General features: G+C 60.7%; 13 protein-coding genes and 1 pseudogene. 7 read left to right on the forward strand and 7 right to left on the reverse strand.

What is annotated here, in order from left to right:
- Window positions 1-9 precede the first annotated feature (9 nt).
- Window positions 10-3,468, reverse strand: a complete 3,459-nt coding sequence (locus tag AYM40_RS33515) for an adenylate/guanylate cyclase domain-containing protein (protein WP_063500238.1) — start codon at window positions 3,466-3,468, stop codon at window positions 10-12.
- Window positions 3,469-3,547: 79 nt separating this feature from the next.
- Window positions 3,548-3,706, reverse strand: a complete 159-nt coding sequence (locus tag AYM40_RS41645; RefSeq protein WP_158515375.1) for a hypothetical protein — start codon at window positions 3,704-3,706, stop codon at window positions 3,548-3,550.
- On the opposite strand from AYM40_RS41645, the gene AYM40_RS40965 reads away from it, so the two are divergent.
- The 4 genes from AYM40_RS40965 (at window position 3,706) to AYM40_RS33535 (ending at window position 8,237) form a co-directional block, all read left to right on the forward strand.
- Window positions 3,706-4,191, forward strand: a complete 486-nt coding sequence (locus tag AYM40_RS40965; RefSeq protein WP_148662380.1) for a hypothetical protein — start codon at window positions 3,706-3,708, stop codon at window positions 4,189-4,191. The genes AYM40_RS41645 and AYM40_RS40965 overlap by 1 nt on opposite strands.
- Before the next feature lie 369 nt (window positions 4,192-4,560).
- The gene (locus tag AYM40_RS33525) at window positions 4,561-6,021 is read left to right on the forward strand and encodes a trypsin-like peptidase domain-containing protein (protein WP_063500240.1); all 1,461 of its coding nucleotides are present in this window, start codon (window positions 4,561-4,563) and stop codon (window positions 6,019-6,021) included.
- A gap of 245 nt (window positions 6,022-6,266) precedes the next feature.
- Window positions 6,267-7,724 (forward strand): NCS1 family nucleobase:cation symporter-1, encoded by a 1,458-nt coding sequence (locus AYM40_RS33530; RefSeq protein ID WP_063500241.1) that lies wholly within the window; start codon window positions 6,267-6,269, stop codon window positions 7,722-7,724.
- 129 nt (window positions 7,725-7,853) lie between these two features.
- A complete protein-coding gene (locus AYM40_RS33535; protein ID WP_063500242.1) occupies window positions 7,854-8,237 on the forward strand; it encodes a hypothetical protein in 384 nt (127 codons plus the stop codon).
- Between the two features lie 145 nt (window positions 8,238-8,382).
- Here the strand turns inward: AYM40_RS33535 and AYM40_RS41650 are convergent, their stop codons facing one another.
- A complete protein-coding gene (locus tag AYM40_RS41650; protein WP_063500243.1) occupies window positions 8,383-8,841 on the reverse strand; it encodes a hypothetical protein in 459 nt (152 codons plus the stop codon).
- 497 nt (window positions 8,842-9,338) lie between these two features.
- The gene (locus AYM40_RS33545; protein WP_063500244.1) at window positions 9,339-11,639 is read right to left on the reverse strand and encodes a putative bifunctional diguanylate cyclase/phosphodiesterase; all 2,301 of its coding nucleotides are present in this window, start codon (window positions 11,637-11,639) and stop codon (window positions 9,339-9,341) included.
- A gap of 342 nt (window positions 11,640-11,981) precedes the next feature.
- Between AYM40_RS33545 and AYM40_RS41655 the strand changes: the two genes are divergently transcribed.
- Window positions 11,982-12,149 carry a hypothetical protein gene (locus tag AYM40_RS41655; protein WP_158515376.1) on the forward strand — a complete coding sequence of 56 codons (168 nt, stop codon included), beginning with the start codon at window positions 11,982-11,984 and terminating at the stop codon, window positions 12,147-12,149.
- Between the two features lie 69 nt (window positions 12,150-12,218).
- Here the strand turns inward: AYM40_RS41655 and AYM40_RS42040 are convergent, their stop codons facing one another.
- On the reverse strand, window positions 12,219-12,377 hold the full coding sequence (locus AYM40_RS42040; RefSeq protein WP_181448448.1) for a hypothetical protein: 159 nt from the start codon (window positions 12,375-12,377) through the stop codon (window positions 12,219-12,221).
- Window positions 12,378-12,417: 40 nt separating this feature from the next.
- Window positions 12,418-12,624, reverse strand: a complete 207-nt coding sequence (locus AYM40_RS33550; protein WP_063500245.1) for a hypothetical protein — start codon at window positions 12,622-12,624, stop codon at window positions 12,418-12,420.
- Between the two features lie 397 nt (window positions 12,625-13,021).
- Between AYM40_RS33550 and AYM40_RS43000 the strand changes: the two are divergent.
- Window positions 13,022-13,270, forward strand: a pseudogene (locus AYM40_RS43000) (sugar ABC transporter ATP-binding protein); the annotation flags it as partial.
- A 42-nt stretch (window positions 13,271-13,312) separates the two neighbouring features.
- Here the strand turns inward: AYM40_RS43000 and AYM40_RS33560 are convergent.
- The gene (locus AYM40_RS33560; RefSeq protein ID WP_063500247.1) at window positions 13,313-14,632 is read right to left on the reverse strand and encodes an Nramp family divalent metal transporter; all 1,320 of its coding nucleotides are present in this window, start codon (window positions 14,630-14,632) and stop codon (window positions 13,313-13,315) included.
- Window positions 14,633-14,917: 285 nt separating this feature from the next.
- Here AYM40_RS33560 and AYM40_RS33565 point away from each other — a divergent pair, with 285 nt between their 5' ends.
- On the forward strand, window positions 14,918-15,610 hold the full coding sequence (locus AYM40_RS33565) for an NnrU family protein (protein WP_063500248.1): 693 nt from the start codon (window positions 14,918-14,920) through the stop codon (window positions 15,608-15,610).
- Window positions 15,611-15,751 lie beyond the last annotated feature (141 nt).

Below are 15,751 nucleotides of genomic sequence, written 5' to 3' on the forward strand. Positions count from 1 at the left end.
TCTCCTCGGTCACGCCTCGCGCGATGCCAACGCATCGAGCAACGCCTTCGCCTCTCGCATGTCGGCTGTGTCGAAGCCTTCTGCCAGGCTGCCGTACACCTCGGACAACGCCTGCCGTGCGTTGGCCGTTTTGCCCTGGCATTGCCACAGACGGGCGAGGCTCGATACAGCCCGCAATTCAAACGACCTGGCGCCCTGACCGCGGGCCACTGCGATCGCCTGATGAAAGCAGGCCTCGGCTTGTTCCGCACGGGCGGCATCGCCGATGCGATCGCTCGACGCGCCGAGCAGCAGATGCCCCTTGATCCGATGTAACTCCGCCTCGTAGCAGTGCTCGCCTGAGCGACTCTCCATGGCCATCGCCTCGTCGATCGCGCCCAGGCCCGCGTCGGTCTCTCCCGCTTGCCGGTAGCTGTCGGCCAGCAGCACCAAAAAGTACGAGTACCCCATTTCGGCCCCGGTCGCGCGGTAGCCGGCCAAGCCCTCGCGTATTTGCGCAATCCCCTCCTGGATGCTGCCCTGCTGGTTCAGCACCCAGCCGCGCAGAATCGTTCCCCACGCGAGCCAGAACGGCATCCCCTGCTCGGCCGCGAGCGAGATGACGGCCTCCGCGTACTTGCGGGTCAGCGTCGCATCGCGCCGAAGCTGATGTAGTTGCGCCGTATAGGCCAACGTCAGCGCGAGGCTTGAGCCGCCGGTATATTTCCGGGCCAGTGCAAGCCCTTCCCGGTTCCGCTTACTCGATTGATCGGGGTATCCCTGATGCCACAAGGTCCAGGCGAGGAAGCTCAGGGCGCGCACGCCCGGATCGATCACGTGGCTGTAGACCGGTTCCTCGCGCATTTCCTGGAGATAAAAAACCAGCGCTTGTTCCTGGTGGACACGGCAAGCTTCGAGATCGCCCGCGGAGAACAGGCTCGCCGAGAGCGCAAGATGCGCCTCCACAAGCAAGGCCGGCTTCCCGACCTGCCGTGCCATGCGCAGCAGCCGTTCGCCCAGCTCGCGCGCGGTGCGGTACTCCGCGCGCAGCTGGTAATACGTCCTCAGTCCCAGTTGCACCGGGAAGATCTTCGATGTCTCGCCAATCCGTTCGCACAACGCCAGCGCGCGCGTATACGCTGCCACGACCTCCGGCGCGCCATAGCCGCGGACGGTCGCCAAGGCGGGCCCCAGCGAGAGCAGCAGCGTCAGTTCCTGCTGAGCGCGTTCGGGCGTGTCAGGCATCTGCTCGAGCAATTCCAGTGCCGCGCCGAGATGACGCATCGCGTCCAGATGGGCGGAATGCTGGAGCGCCTGTTGCCCGGTGCGGTGCAGGTATTCCACGGCCTTCGCGACATTGCCGCTCAGCCGGTAGTGATGCGCCAATTCGCTCCAGTAATCCGCGATACGAGTGGGGAACAGCGCCTCGATGGCCTGCGCCGCACGCTCATGCAAGGCGCTACGGCGCTCCGTCAGCAGCGAGCGGCCGGCGACTTCCTGGGTCAGCCCGTGCTTGAACGAATACTCGACCTCCGGAAACGCAGGACGCTCGTAAATGAATTCCGCGGCCTCCAGCCTGGCCAGCAGATTCCGCAATGCGTCATCGGTGGGAGCGCCCGGTCCTTCGCAGATACGCTGGATCAGACTGAACGAAAACTCCTTGCCGATGACGGCAAGTGCCTGCAGCAAGTCCTTCTCCGCGACGGGGAGCCGGTCGATACGTGCGGCGAGCACACCTTGCACGGTGGTCGGAATATGCAGCGCAGCCGGGGTACGCTCGATCCGGAAACGGCCGGGTTCGCCGAGCAGTGATTTCTCTTCGACCAGCGTCTGTACCACTTCCTCCATGAAGAAAGGGTTGCCCTCCGTCTTCTCCAGGATGAGCTGTTTGAGCGGCACGAGGGTGGGGTCATCTCCAAGCAGCGCCGAGAGCAATCCCTGGGCTTCCGCCGGACCCAGCGGTTCGAGTCGCAACTGGCTGCAATGGCCCGCGCGTTCCCAGACCGGCTGATACTCTGGCCGGTAGTTCACAAGGAGCAGGATTCGTGAATCCGCCACGCGGCCGATGAGGCTCAAGAGGAATGCTTCAGTCTCGCGGTCCAGCCATTGCAGATCCTCGAACAACAACTCGATCGGCTGGTCGCGGCTCTCCCGCGTCAGAATCTGGATGATCGCGTCAATGGTCCGATCACGCCGGATCTGCGGATCCATTTCGGCGAGCGCCGATCCGCGCTCGCCGATGCCAAGCAGAAAGAGCAGGTAGGGCACCAGATCCTCGAAGCTTCGCTCGAGGGTCAGCGCCTTGCCCATGACCTTTTCCCGACACTGCCGCTCGTCGTCCTGAGCGGTGATCTGGAAATAGTTCTTCAATAGCTCGATGAGCGGCAAATAGGCGAAGGCCTTGCCGTGCGAAACCGAAAATGTCTCCAGCAACGCACAGCTGCCCCGGGAGCGCTCCTTGAACTCATGGAACAGCCGCGACTTCCCGACCCCTGCCTCGCCGGCCACCGCGACGACCTGTCCGCGCCCCTCATTGACCTGCTCCAGCGCCGCATGCAAATGGTCCAGTTCGGTCTGACGGCCCACGAACCTGGCAAGGCCGCGATGTGCCGACAGTTGCAGGCGCGTGCGCAACGCGCCGGGACCCAATACCTCATACACGACGAGCGGCTCGGGGACCCCTTTGACCTGCGTGGCCCCCAGCGCCTTGAATTCAAAATAGCCTGCGGCGAGTTTGTGCGTGGACTCGCTCACCAGAATCGACGAGGGGACGGCGATCCCTTCCATCCGGGACGCAATGTGGATCGTGTGTCCGACCGGGTCGTAATCGGTATGCAGGTCATCCGTGCGGATCGAACGCACGACGACCTCGCCGGTGTGGATGCCGACGCGAATTTGTAGCGGGATGCCTTTTTCCAGACGAATCCTGTCCCCGTGCCGGCGCATCGCAAGCTGCATCCGCAGCGCAGCATATAGCGCACGCTGCGGGTGGTCTTCATGGGCGATGGGCGCGCCGAATAGCGCCAGGATGCCGTCGCCAAGCGATTTGGCGACATAGCCCTCGTAGTAGTGGACCGCTTCCATCATCAACGCGACGATGGGCTCGATCAGGCGCTGGGCCTCTTCCGGGTCCAGGTCGTGAACCAGCGCCGTGGACCCCGCCATGTCGGCAAACAGCGCCGTGACGGTCTTGCGCTCGCCCGCGATCTCGCCACGGGCTTCCATGGCCGCCTGTTCGGCGCGGATGCGCTCGGCAAGGTGGTGTGGCGTGTAATGGATGGGCGCCGGGGACGGCTCTGAAACAGACCGGGGCTGCACGGACGGCGCTGCGGGCCCATCGGTCAGCTGCGCGCCGCACTCGCTGCAGAATTTGGCGGAAGGCCCCGCCTCGTGTCCGCAGCGCGAACATGTGCGCGCCAGCATGGCGCCGCATGCTTCACAGAAACTAGCCCCAGCGGGATTCTCGATTCCGCAGTTTGCGCAGCGCATACGATCTCTTCCCTTGTCCGGTGCCTGCTTCTAAACATTAGGCGCAGGACCCGGCTGCGACAAGAGGCGAGTCGCCGGATCATGCCGACGCCTCGCCCATGTAACGGAATCGATCAGTTGCTGCTTGGACAAAAGCAGGAAGCCGCTCGGCCTGGCGCGCGAGCGTTCGGCCGGCCGCACGTGCAGCGGCGCTGCCATCGCAGACGATCGCATCCGGGGCATACGGGTTGAGATCCATTGCCGCCCTTCACATGCACGGTGCTGCAGCGAGACCGAACGAAACGAACGATCGAAGTCAATTGCGAGGAGATAGGCTTATGCGTCGCACAGACCGAGCACACCGAGGGCCGCTACACGGGTTTCGTCGCTGGCATAAAGCAGAACTACAACGTCGTCCTGTTTCGCGTGGATAAATGGCTCACTCATGTGATCTGCTATTTTTTGCACATTGTCGATCGCGACGGTAAGCACCCTTTGCCTTTGCCTTTGACTGGCTGCTATTTTGCCCAAAGCGTGCGTCTCGATCGCAGAGTGCAGATGGATGAAAATCCTCTTACCGTCCACAACGGAAACGACTTTTCCTTCGTGAATACCCCTTCCCCATTTGCTTTTGATTCTCATATTCTCGCAGGCCTTTATTTTTTTCATATTTCCGGACAGGAACAGCACATACCGCATCCAGGATGCGCCGCCATTGTTTCAGCCACGCTCGAACGCACTTGACTGCCCGTCTCAGTTAGCCCTCTTACCGATATGCTTGGCAACTACACTAGCGCGTTCCGAGCGGGCTAGTGGCTCAACATAAAGTTCAGCCGCACGGGACGGATCATAACTGAACGAAAATCAGCAACGAGCACCGCATTGAACCACGACCCACCACAAACTGCCATACCGCTAATTGCATAGACGGGGTGCCAGCCGCAAGCGCACCCCAGGATTAGCACTCCCTGCAATTTCCCGTCCTCCCCGCTATAAATCATAGTAGGCGAGGATCGCGCATTGTCGTACTGGCGTATTCGATGCGTTCAGGTATCGATCGGCCCGTTGATCACGCGCCTGGCTCTGGCATGACGACCGCCATGGAGGTGAACTGTGTTTCACCCGACTCTTGCTCGCACCTTGCTTCGCGCTGCCCTGATAGCGGCATTTCTCTGCGGCTATCCGTGCCTGCACCCGACGGCGAACGCCACGGGCGTCGCTCCGCCACCTGTGAAGGAGAAGCGGGTTTCACCAGCCAACGCGTCGGCATCGGTCGACTTCCCGACCATCGTGGAGCGATACGGGCCCGCCGTCGTGAATATCACCGCGAGTGCCACTGAGCAGTCATCGTCGATACCCGCTCCCGCGGCAATCGATGCCGACGATCCCCTTCTTGCCTTCGTCAAGCATATGGTTCCGAAATCACTGGCGTCTCAAGGCAATTCGGCACGCGCCATTACCGGTACGGGCTCCGGTTTTATCGTCAGCCCCGACGGCCTCATTCTGACCACCGCTCATGTGGTGGATCAGGCCGACGAAGTGACGGTCAGGCTCACCGATCGGCGCGAGTTCAAGGCAAAGGTCCTGGCGGTCGACGCCCAGAGCGACGTCGCCGTGATTCAGATCGATGCCACCAAGCTTCCGACCGTCAAACTTGGCGACTCGTCGCGAGTGCGCGTCGGTGAATCGGTCCTGGCGATCGGCTCACCGGACAGCTTCGCGAATACCGTTACCGCCGGCATTGTCAGTGCCACGTCTCGCACGCTCCAGGACGGGAGCAGTTTTCCCTTTTTTCAAACCGATATCGCCGCCAACCCGGACAATTCGGGCGGCCCGCTGTTCAACCGTGCTGGCGAAGTGGTCGGCATCGATGTGCAGATTTACGCGGATTCAGACCGGTACCCCAGCCTGGCCTTTGCCATCCCGATCAACATGGCGGCCAAGGTGCGAACGCAGGCGCAAGCCCCGCAAGCGACCTCTCCCGGCGGCCTTGGCGTGGAAGTTCAGGACGTCGGCCCCGGCCTGGCCGCGGCCTTTGGCCTGCCGCGGCCGGCAGGTGCGCTGGTCAATTCCGTCGCGCCCGGCACATCGGCCGCGGCTAGCGGCCTCAAGCCAGGCGACGTGATCATGCGGATCGGCGACAAGACGATTGATCGCTCGACCGAACTCGGCGAGGATGCGGCTGCTTTGCCGCCCGGGACGAAGACCACGCTCAAGCTGATCCGCAATCACAGGCCGATGACCATCACGGTCATGGTCGGCGCGTCCGCGGAAAGCCCTAAAGCTCGACCAGGCGAAAGCGGCTCAGGGGATCGCCTGGGCTTGAGCATGCATCCGCTGAATGAGGACGAGCGGCGCGCGAGCGACCTGGCCGTTGGTCTGATGGTGGACACAGTTGATGGGCCGGCGGCAAAAGCTGGCATCCAGCCTGGCGATATCGTCCTGTCACTGAATGACACGCTGGTCGAAACGCAGGCGGACGTAACCGCGCTGGAAGCAAAGGCAGGGAGACAGGTAGCCGTGCTAATCCAGCGCAACCACGCACGCAGTTTTGTTTCGGTCGAGGTTAGATGAACCGCGTGACTTCGCAGGACGGTCACGCGGACGACCACGACGAACTTGCGATGGCGCCCATCGTGCGTGGGAATGGGCAGTTGGCTTGCGCCCGCAGGCATTCCGACCAGGGTTTACCCATTCGAAACGATGCGGCAAAGCACATACAGTTCTCACATGCCAGCTGGCTTCAGACGCGGTGGCATCTCCGCCCAGGCGTGTCCGGCGGTGTTTCCTTAGTTCCACGAGATCAAAGGAGATGACAGATGGAAATCCGCGATCCTTCCCCTGGCCTCTACAACGAAGATCTCGCACCCGCCAGGCAGCGCAACTGGGGAGCCTTCAGCATCTTCAACGTCTGGACCTCGGACGTGCACAGCCTCTGGGGCTACTACCTCGCCGCCAGCCTGTTCCTGCTGTGCGGCAGCTTTGTCAACTTCGTGCTGGCGATCGGGCTCGGCTCGCTGGTGATATTCGCGCTCATGAACCTGATCGGCTACGCCGGCGAGAAAACCGGCGTGCCTTACCCGGTGCTGGCGCGCGCCTCCTTCGGGGTATGGGGCGCCAACCTGGCAGCAATGGTGCGCGCCGTGGTGGCCTGCTTCTGGTACGGCGCGCAAACGGCAGCCGCGTCGGGCGCGCTGGTCGCGCTGCTGATCCGCAGCGACAGCCTGATGGCGTTCCACAAGGGCACGCAGTGGCTCGGCCACTCAGGGCTGGAGGTGATCTGCTACGTGATTATCTGGGCGCTGCAGTTGCTCATCATCCAGAAGGGCATGGAGACGGTGCGCAAATTCCAGGACTGGGCCGGTCCGGCAGTGTGGGTCGCGATGCTGATCCTGGCGATCGGCCTGTGCTTCAAGGCTGGCGGCTTTTCTTTCACCAGTGGCATTCCGATGAACACGCTGCTCGAGAAGACCAGGGATGCCGGTGTCAGCGGCGAGCCAGGCTCGTTCTGGGCGCTGATGGCAGTGGGCGCGACCTGGATCACCTACTTCGCGGCGCTATACCTGAACTTTTGCGACTTCTCCCGCTACGCGAAAAATCGCAACGCCGTGAAGAAGGGCAATCTGTGGGGCCTGCCGGTCAACCTGATCGCGTTCTCGCTGGTCGCCGGCGTCACCACCATCGCCGCCTTCAAGGTGTACGGCGAAGTGCTGCTTCACCCCGAACAGATCTCGGCCAAGTTCGATAGCTGGGTGCTGGCACTCATCGCGGCGCTGACCTTCGCAGTCGCCACGCTGGGCATCAACGTAGTGGCCAATTTTGTCTCGGCCGCGTTCGACATCTCCAACACGTTCCCCAAGCAGATCAGTTTCAAGAAGGGTGGCTACATCGCCGCGGCCATCGCGCTGGTGCTCTATCCGTTCGCGCCGTGGGAAGGCAACGCCGCGCACTTCGTCAACGCCATCGGCGCCACGATGGGTCCGCTGCTGGGGATCATTCTGGTGGACTACTACCTGGTGGCCAAGGGCAACATCAACATCGCGGCGCTCTACCAGGAGCACGGCGAGTACCGCTACGAAGGCGGCTGGAACGTCAACGCGCTGGTCTCCGCGGCGCTCGGCAGCGTGTTTTCGACTTTCCTGCCTAACTTCACCAACCTGCTGCCGGCCTGGTGGAATACCTATGGATGGTTCTTCGGCGTAGTGATCGGCGGCGGCATGTATCTGATCATGGCGACGCTGCGGCCGCGTACCGCGATCGCGCCGACCCGCGCTTAAAGGTTTTCCCGGAAAGCGGAGCGACGTGACTTTCGGCCTCCAGCGCGCGGAACAGGTACGGCAACAATGCCGATGGTTTGCCGTCGACGGTCATGCTAGGATTTCTCGCAGACAACTCCGGAGACTGCTATGCCGTTCATCTGCGAAAACGTTGAATGTCGCGCCGTGCTGGCCCGCGGCCAGGTCAGATCCATTCGCGAGAACGAGGGGTGGTGCTTCTACTGCCCAGACTGCAAAGTGAGGAACGCGTTGAACGACGTCGGCGTGCCGGGCGGTCCTGTAGAGTTGATTCAACCGGAGAGATCCGACCTCCCGCACAAAGTGATTGCAACTGCTCGACCATTGGAGGACGGCAGGTACGCAGCGCAATTGCGCGTACAAAGGGCACTCGGTATGAAGGGGACTTACGCGGTCGAAGAACATTGGGAACAACTCGGGATATTCCTTGACGCGCAGGAGGCCGTCGCGCACGCGAAGTCCATTGCGGCAGACTTGCTGGACCGGAAGGCATAGTCCCGAGTGGGATGCTGGAGTCACCCGTGCGCACCGTGTGCGGACCTTTACGGCCGGCCCACGACCGTAAATCCGCACGACAACCGGGTGCTGCATGACACTCGGCCAGACTCGATGTCACGGGTCTGAATTCATACAGCATCACTCACGAAGCTTCGGCGGGAGCGAGCTTGACAAATAGTTTGGCTGCTTCGTTGCCATGGGACAAAGCGCGCAGTGCAAGGGCGAGCGCTAGCTGCGCGTCGTGGGCGGCTGCACTACGGTCCTGATCGAAGAGCTTGACGGCGTGGCGCATATGCTGCGCCGCCTGCTCGTGAAGCTCCGCTGCCAGCGCGTGATGTTTTGCCGCGTTTGCGCTGTCTGCGCCGGAGCCGGGCGATGCCGGTGTGACCGGCGGCGTATTGGCGCTGTGTGCGCCAGCGACGTGTGCCTGATCGATCGCGTGCAAGGTATGGCCATGGGCTATCATCGCCTGGTGTGCGGCGTGGGCATAGTCCTTACCCGCCTCGAAATGCCGCGACGCCCCGTGGTGATATCGCGCGGCCTGCTCGTGATGTGACGCCGCGGCTTCAAGATGTTCTTTTTTGCTGTGCTTCGTGCTCATACCGGCTCCTGTACGACTGTCGGACCGACTCCGATGACGAGATTCGAAGACACAGTGGCGGGTCGGTCGGAAACCACTAGACCCGAATTTACACTCACTTGCGCTTTCGATGACGAAGCGATCTACAAACGTGCTCCCCGTTTGCCTGTCGTCGCGCGACCGCGGCATCGCCCGTCCTCAGGGAACCGTGTCGGAAGATGCCAGCAATCCAGCGCTGTCCGGACCCTTCGCGATGCGTCCACGCAAGCGCCCATCAACCATTGTTGATACTTGGTTGCGGCAATCGTCATCCAATCTGCCGCGTCCTTTCCGTTTATCGGCCTGACCGTCGGTCCACGGATCGGCCTGATTATTGGAATTTCTCCCGCACCCTATCGACGGATCATTTCTTAAGGAATCTTAATAACCTGTTATCCAAACCGGTAACCATGTTTTCCACGGATGCGCTGTTCGGGGACGGGAAGCCCGGCGCAAACACATGGAAATGAGAACAGCGCCTAGCCTGATTCGCTTATCGGTGTTTGCTGCCGATGCGTTTCTACCCAGAGCGCAAAGTCTCCCGGTGGCAGTGGCTCCGAGTATAGATGTCCCTGGTACATAAGGCAGCCATGGTTACGCAGAAAGTCGCGCTGCGCTTGCGTTTCCACGCCTTCAGCGATGACGCTCAGTTTCAGCACATTGCCAATGTTTATTACAATTTGTGCCAGAGATTCGGCCGTTGCATCGGCCCCGATATCCTGCACAAAGCTTCTGTCGATCTTCAGTTCCTTGACGGGGAACCGGTGCAGATAGCGCAAGGACGAGTAGCCCGTACCGAAATCATCTATCGACAGCGCTATTCCAAGGGCGTGTATCGCATCGAGCGATGCGTGAACGTCATCGGCCGACTCATCAAACATGACTCGCTCGGTCATTTCGAGGATAAGGCTTGCAGGCTCCAGACCATGAGCCCGCAAAGTGCCCGCGATAAAGCCTGGATAATCTGGTCGTTTGAAGTCGGCGGCGCAGACATTCACTGATATGTTTGGTACCTCGATACCCTCGGCGCGCCACTCGGCGAGTTGACGGCAAGCCTCGCCCAGCACCCAGGCATCCAGTTCTGCAATCAGGCCGCTTTCTTCCGCGATGGCGATAAAGCGGTCTGGCGGGACGATCCCCAGTTTCTCGTCGCTCCACCGAACCAGGGCTTCGGCTCCATGCAGTGTTCCCGTCACATCGACCTTGGGCTGGTAGGCGACGCTCAGGGCTCTTCCTTGCAAGGCTCGCTGCAGCGCGATTTCCAGTTCGAGCTGTTCTTTGGCCTGACGCTCATACACAGGAGCATAGAAATGCACCTGGTTACGTCCCGTGCTCTTCGCCTTGTACATCGCCATGTCTGCATTACGGAGCAGCGTATCGGTGTCCAGCCCGTCGTGTGGATACAGCGCGACGCCGATGCTCGCACTGAGCGTGATGCTGGTGTCAAACTTTGCATTGACAGTGATAGGCTGGTACAGAGCCTGCAGGATGCGCCCGGATATGTGGGCTGCCCTATGTACGTCACAATTTTCCAATACCGCCAGGAACTCGTCTCCACCGAGTCGACCGATCGCGTCTTCACCTCGGACGCAATTCCGGAGACGCCGTGCGATTTCGCTCAACACTTCGTCACCGGCAGAATGGCCCTGCGTGTCGTTGACGCGTTTGAAACGGTCCAGATCAATGAACAGTATCGCGAACTGTGACGAATTCCGGCTGGCGTCCGTCAGGATTCGGAGCGTGTCCTTGTTGAGTTGAGCCCGGTTGGGCAGGCCGGTCAAGGCATCGAACCATGCCAGCGTCCGCAACTGACGTTCCATTGCGAATCTTCTACGCAATTGTCCGCTGAACATCAGCGACAGCATGATGGTAAGCACATCCAGTATGGCAGTCACGATACCAATGGCAAACGCCCGCTTACGCCACCCGGCGTAGATATCCTGAGTCGCCAGGCCAACGACCACGACCAGCGGATAGTTCCCAATCCGCCTGAAGCTATATAGGCGCTCGATATGGTCGAGCACGGCAACGTCGACATAGGTGCCGTGATCCGATTGCACAAGCGGGGGAAAAGAATGGCCGCCCGCGAGCGTGCGACCTATATCGCCCCCGTGATACGGTTGCCGCATCAGGACAGTCCCGTCTGTGCGCAACAGGGTAAGGGTTCCGTGATCGCCGAGTATGGAGTCTTCGAATAGCTGGTGGAAATAGCTTAGCCGGAGCGTACCTGCAACAATGCCTGCGAAGTGGCCATTTGCATCATCAAGTCGCAGGCTCAGCGCGATCGACGGTTGCCCAGAGTTGCCCAGGCGTGGCGCGAATGGCTTGCTGAGATACAAGCCGGCCCCTATCTGCTGTTGTTGAACCTGAAAGTAATCGCGGTCGCTCACATTGAACTTCGGCGGCAGAATTCCTCGGGAGTCGAGGGTGCTGTTGCCAGCAGCATCTGCCGCGAATATCGCGCCCAGTTCCCTTACATTGATGGCCGCGCTGAAAGCGACGAGGTGCCGGGCCTCGGGAGTGAGTTGGAGAAGACTGGGGGTCTCCATACTTGTCACGACATCCCGCATGGCAAGTAGGCAGATGTCCAGATTACGTTCGGTCTCCTTTTGCAAGGAGAGTGCAAGGTTCTGTGCGGCAGCGCGGGCCTGCGTCATGGCGTCAAGCCTCATTTGGTACAGCGAGACTGCCGTGACGCCGGTGGTGGCAAGCGTGATGCCAATCCCGGCAAAAATGAACAGGGCCGGTTTTGCCAGAAGGGAACGCGCGATTCGAAACATAGTCTTCCGGATTGTGTCTGCTTCCAGCCCGCTTTCAGATCGGCCATCAATTGTCAGTCGTTGCTCGCAGTCAACTGGACTCCGGAATCATCGCCGGGACATGTGACCACCTGATTTCGGCCCCGCTCCCTGGCATCGTAGTTTTCGGCCGTATTTAGCAATGGCTCGATCAAATGCTGTCTTCGCTTGAACTGGCGAGCCCGATACTGCATGTATCAGCCAGAAGACATGTGCGATTACGGGTGAACGAGGAGCTTGCCACACGATGAGGCGGCACTTCAGTGCAGTATATCGACAAGGATGCAGAAATCTTTACGCCCTACCCTGTCGATAGTTTCCTGAATGCTCGAAACAAAGGGAACGCCGCCGATCGTGCAACACCACCAGACCGAAAGCGACGTGCAAGAGCTTGAATACCCAGACCGGCAAATCGTAGTAGAGCAGGCGGCTTATCCAACGCTGGATGAAAACCGCAAGCGGCGCATGCACGACAAGCACCGCATCGGCTAGCCAGATCATGATCTGGCTTTCTTGTGACCGGCTTCGCGCGGATCCGATTGAATCAAACAGGGCTTGCCTTCAGCGCCGCTGGCGCATCACTTCCCAACAATCGCGATGATCCATCTGCCTGAGTTTCCGCTGCCGCATCATTTCGCGCCGATAGTGAACGGCGATCAGCAGCGCGGCGGCGCTCAGCCCACACAGACCCACGACGACTCCTGTCCACGATTCGGCCACAGAACACTCCTTGAGTGTGAAACTGATCAAGCGATACGTGTCATTCGTCGCTCAGGATACGAGCGGCAGCCTTCAGAAGCATCTGCCCGTCATCGGTAATGCGAGGGCGTTGTTGCCCGGAAGCGAGGTTTTCAAGCGTGACGAGCTGACGGTCTAGAAGCGCTTCCAGATCTGCACCGTCCAGACTCAACAGATCCGGTGCATCCTTGAGCAGCATGAGAGTAGCGAGTTCATGTGGACTGAGCATCTCCGTCTCCTGGCTGAGCCTGTTGCTTCGCTGGGAACCTGATCCGTTGGCCTCGCTGCGCGAGCAGGATCAATTCGGGGATGGCTGCTGCGGAATTCCACCTTGCGTTCGGGTGGCATGTCGCGCGCCAAGGCACCCATCTTAATGCTGAGGTGTCCAATAGATCAATATGTGGACAAATCTTTTTGTGACATTTTTACGGCACCATCACGAAGCCGTCGCGGTGCAGCATGACCTGTTTGCCAGACACGGTTGGGCGAACAGGCGTTCTTGTGACATTATTTTCCAGCGCAGACGTCGCGAGCCTTGATGAACGCACCACGTCGCGTAGCGAGGCATCAACGCACAGCAGGCGCTTCGCGGCAGACACACGATCCACGGAGCGAAGCAGCGTTTCCTCGCCGCGATGGGCGCTCGCGAGGCTGGATTGATCATCGACCTGATCCTTCGACTCGAGAATAAAGGTGGTCTGTCGATCGTCATGATCATGCACAACTACGCCCAGACGCTCGATATCGCGCATCGTGTGATGCTGATGCAGCGCGGACGTGTCACTTACCAGCGGGAGGCAGCCAGCACCTCGGTCGAGGAGCTGATGGATATCGTGCGACGCGAATACCGGGCAATGCGGACAACCACACACTGACATGAACTCGCAGAACGCGTCAGCTCGCCGCTAGCGAATGTTTCAGCCTGGCAAGCCAGGAATCTCAACGCCGAATGTTTGCAATATCAGCACGACATTGAACGATAAGACGACCAATGCCGCCAGCGTGGAGAGCACGGCGATGAACGCGCGATTCTTGTATGGGCCCATCACGTCCTCACGGCAGGTGAACCATAGCAACGCGGCCATCGGCAGCGGCAACGCGAGGCTCAATACAACCTGACTAAGGACAAGCGCCTGAGTCGCATTGACCCCAAGCGCCACCACGACAAAACTCGGCACCATCGTGACAGCCCGGCGCAACCACAGCGGAATGCGAAAGCCCACGAACCCTTGCATGATCATCTGACCCGCCATCGTGCCGACTACGGAACTCGATATGCCCGAAGCGATCAGGGACAGCAGGAAAATCCCTGCTGCTCCAATGCCTAATAGCGGCGCCAGCGTGTGATAAGCCGTTTCGATCTCCGCTACCTCGGGATAGCCGTGATGAAATGCCCCCGCGGCCATGATCACCATCGCCATATTAATGAGCCCGGCGATGGTCAGTGCGATTATGACCTCGACATTCGAGAATTTCAGCAACGTTGCCCGCTCCGGCTCCGTCCTCGCGGGTGCTCGCCGTTGGGTTAGCCCGGAGTGCAGGAAAAGCGCGTGCGGCATCACCGTCGCGCCCACAATCCCGACGGCAATCGTGAGCGCGTTCGCGTCGGGCAATCGGGGGGAAAACGTATGAGCGAAGACACTCGGCCACGCAATCGGCGTAATGAACAGCTCGGCAAGGTAGGACAAACCAATGATGCCGACGAGTGCCCCAATCGCCAGTTCAAGGGGACGGAAACCGGCGCTCTCAAACAACAGCAGGCCGTAAGTCACTACCGCCGTGACCACCATGCCGCCGAGCAAGGGCATGTGAAACAGTAACGACAGTCCGATCGCTCCGCCGAGAAATTCGGCGAGATCGGTTGCCATCGCGGCGATTTCGCTTACACCCCACATCATCAGCACGACGGGTTTCGAAAATCGCTCGCGACACAGTTCCGCGAGGTTTCGCCCGGTGACGATGCCGAGCTTCGCCGAGAGCGCCTGAAACAGCATCGCCACAAGGTTTGCCAACAGCACCACCCAGAGCAACGCGTAACCGTATTTGGCGCCTGCCTGAATGTTCGTCGCAAAGTTGCCCGGATCCATATAGGCAACAGAGACCACCACAGCCGGTCCAGCAAACGGCAGGAGCATCAGCGCGCCGCCGCGGCGGCCTTCCAATACCGCTCTTACCGCAAGCGTTGTCCGCTCGGTTCTCGTCGCCGGTCTGGCTGCCTTACGAGCACGCTCGTCCAAGCTCTCGCTCCTTGCTCATGAATATGACAGGAGTGCCCGATTTACCAGGCAGGCGCAGCACTCACGGCATCGCACTGCTGATTGCGCCGAAGACGCCTCGCAACCGCGGAGCAATCGCCGCGCCCACATCGAACATAATAATAAATGTACCGCAGAGCGTTTCAGATAGCGTTCGACGAGCTGCCGATTCCCGCATAACTGACCGATCTACCCGCGTCAGTAGTAATCTTCGGTACTGGATATGGAACAGCGGCGATGCACCAACCCTCTAGAGGAGCCGGGTCAATGGGAAGCACCAACGCAGTTGCGGCGGCGGCGGTCGCCTTCGTGGGTAGCCACTTTCTCCTGTCCCATCCGCTGCGCCGGCGTTTGGTCCGCGCAATTGGCGAAACGGGATTCCTGGGCGTCTATTCGCTGGTAGCGCTCCTGACGTTCGGCTGGCTGATCCTGACCTATCTAAAGGCGCCCCTGTCGGCGCCGCTATGGCCGGTAGGAAACGGGCTCTGGGCAGTTGCGACCGCCGTCATGCTGATCGCGTCGATCCTCCTGATGGGCTCTCTGATCCGCAACCCGGCGCTGCCCACCGGCGGCCGGCCCGGCGCGTTCCCGGAAGCGGCGCGCGGCGCGTTCGCGGTGACGCGCCACCCGATGATGTGGTCGTTCGCGCTTTGGGGGCTGTGCCACGTCGCGGTGTTCCCGGTGGCCAGGAACATCATACTTGCGGCGGCTATCGTCTTCCTCGCGCTCGTCGGCGCTGCTTTGCAGGACCGGAAAAAGGAGCGGCTCCAACCCGATCTCTGGCCCGCATGGGAGTCGAAGACGAGCTACCTGCCGTTCGCGGCGATCGCCGCCGGCCGCGCGCGGCTGGGCGGGTTCGGCTTGCACGCGCTGTTGGGCGGCCTCGTCGTCTGGCTCGTAGCGACCTGGGCTCATTTCCCACTCACCGGTTGGGCCGCGGGCATCTGGCGCTGGCTGTAGCCGCAACCCGGGATGTCACGCTATCGCGTGGCAGCGGGTTTTCCGCCTTTATGCCTTGCCGGAATGACTGTTATGTGGCCGGCGTGCCTTCTCCACGCATTTGCGTTGGCGGACTATCTGTCCAACGCAGTGCAACTTCAA

The sequence above is a fragment of the Paraburkholderia phytofirmans OLGA172 genome (assembly GCF_001634365.1).
Lineage (GTDB): Bacteria > Pseudomonadota > Gammaproteobacteria > Burkholderiales > Burkholderiaceae > Paraburkholderia.

Coding starts and splice junctions, on each gene's coding strand:
- AYM40_RS33550 (WP_063500245.1), bottom strand. CDS start 12,624: ATGCTCAGTCCACATGAACTCGCTACTCTCATGCTGCTCAAGGATGCA.
- AYM40_RS33565 (WP_063500248.1), top strand. CDS start 14,918: ATGGGAAGCACCAACGCAGTTGCGGCGGCGGCGGTCGCCTTCGTGGGT.
- AYM40_RS33545 (WP_063500244.1), bottom strand. CDS start 11,639: ATGTTTCGAATCGCGCGTTCCCTTCTGGCAAAACCGGCCCTGTTCATT.
- AYM40_RS33530 (WP_063500241.1), top strand. CDS start 6,267: ATGGAAATCCGCGATCCTTCCCCTGGCCTCTACAACGAAGATCTCGCA.
- AYM40_RS33535 (WP_063500242.1), top strand. CDS start 7,854: ATGCCGTTCATCTGCGAAAACGTTGAATGTCGCGCCGTGCTGGCCCGC.
- AYM40_RS41645 (WP_158515375.1), bottom strand. CDS start 3,706: ATGGATCTCAACCCGTATGCCCCGGATGCGATCGTCTGCGATGGCAGC.
- AYM40_RS41650 (WP_063500243.1), bottom strand. CDS start 8,841: ATGAGCACGAAGCACAGCAAAAAAGAACATCTTGAAGCCGCGGCGTCA.
- AYM40_RS33515 (WP_063500238.1), bottom strand. CDS start 3,468: ATGCGCTGCGCAAACTGCGGAATCGAGAATCCCGCTGGGGCTAGTTTC.
- AYM40_RS41655 (WP_158515376.1), top strand. CDS start 11,982: ATGCTCGAAACAAAGGGAACGCCGCCGATCGTGCAACACCACCAGACC.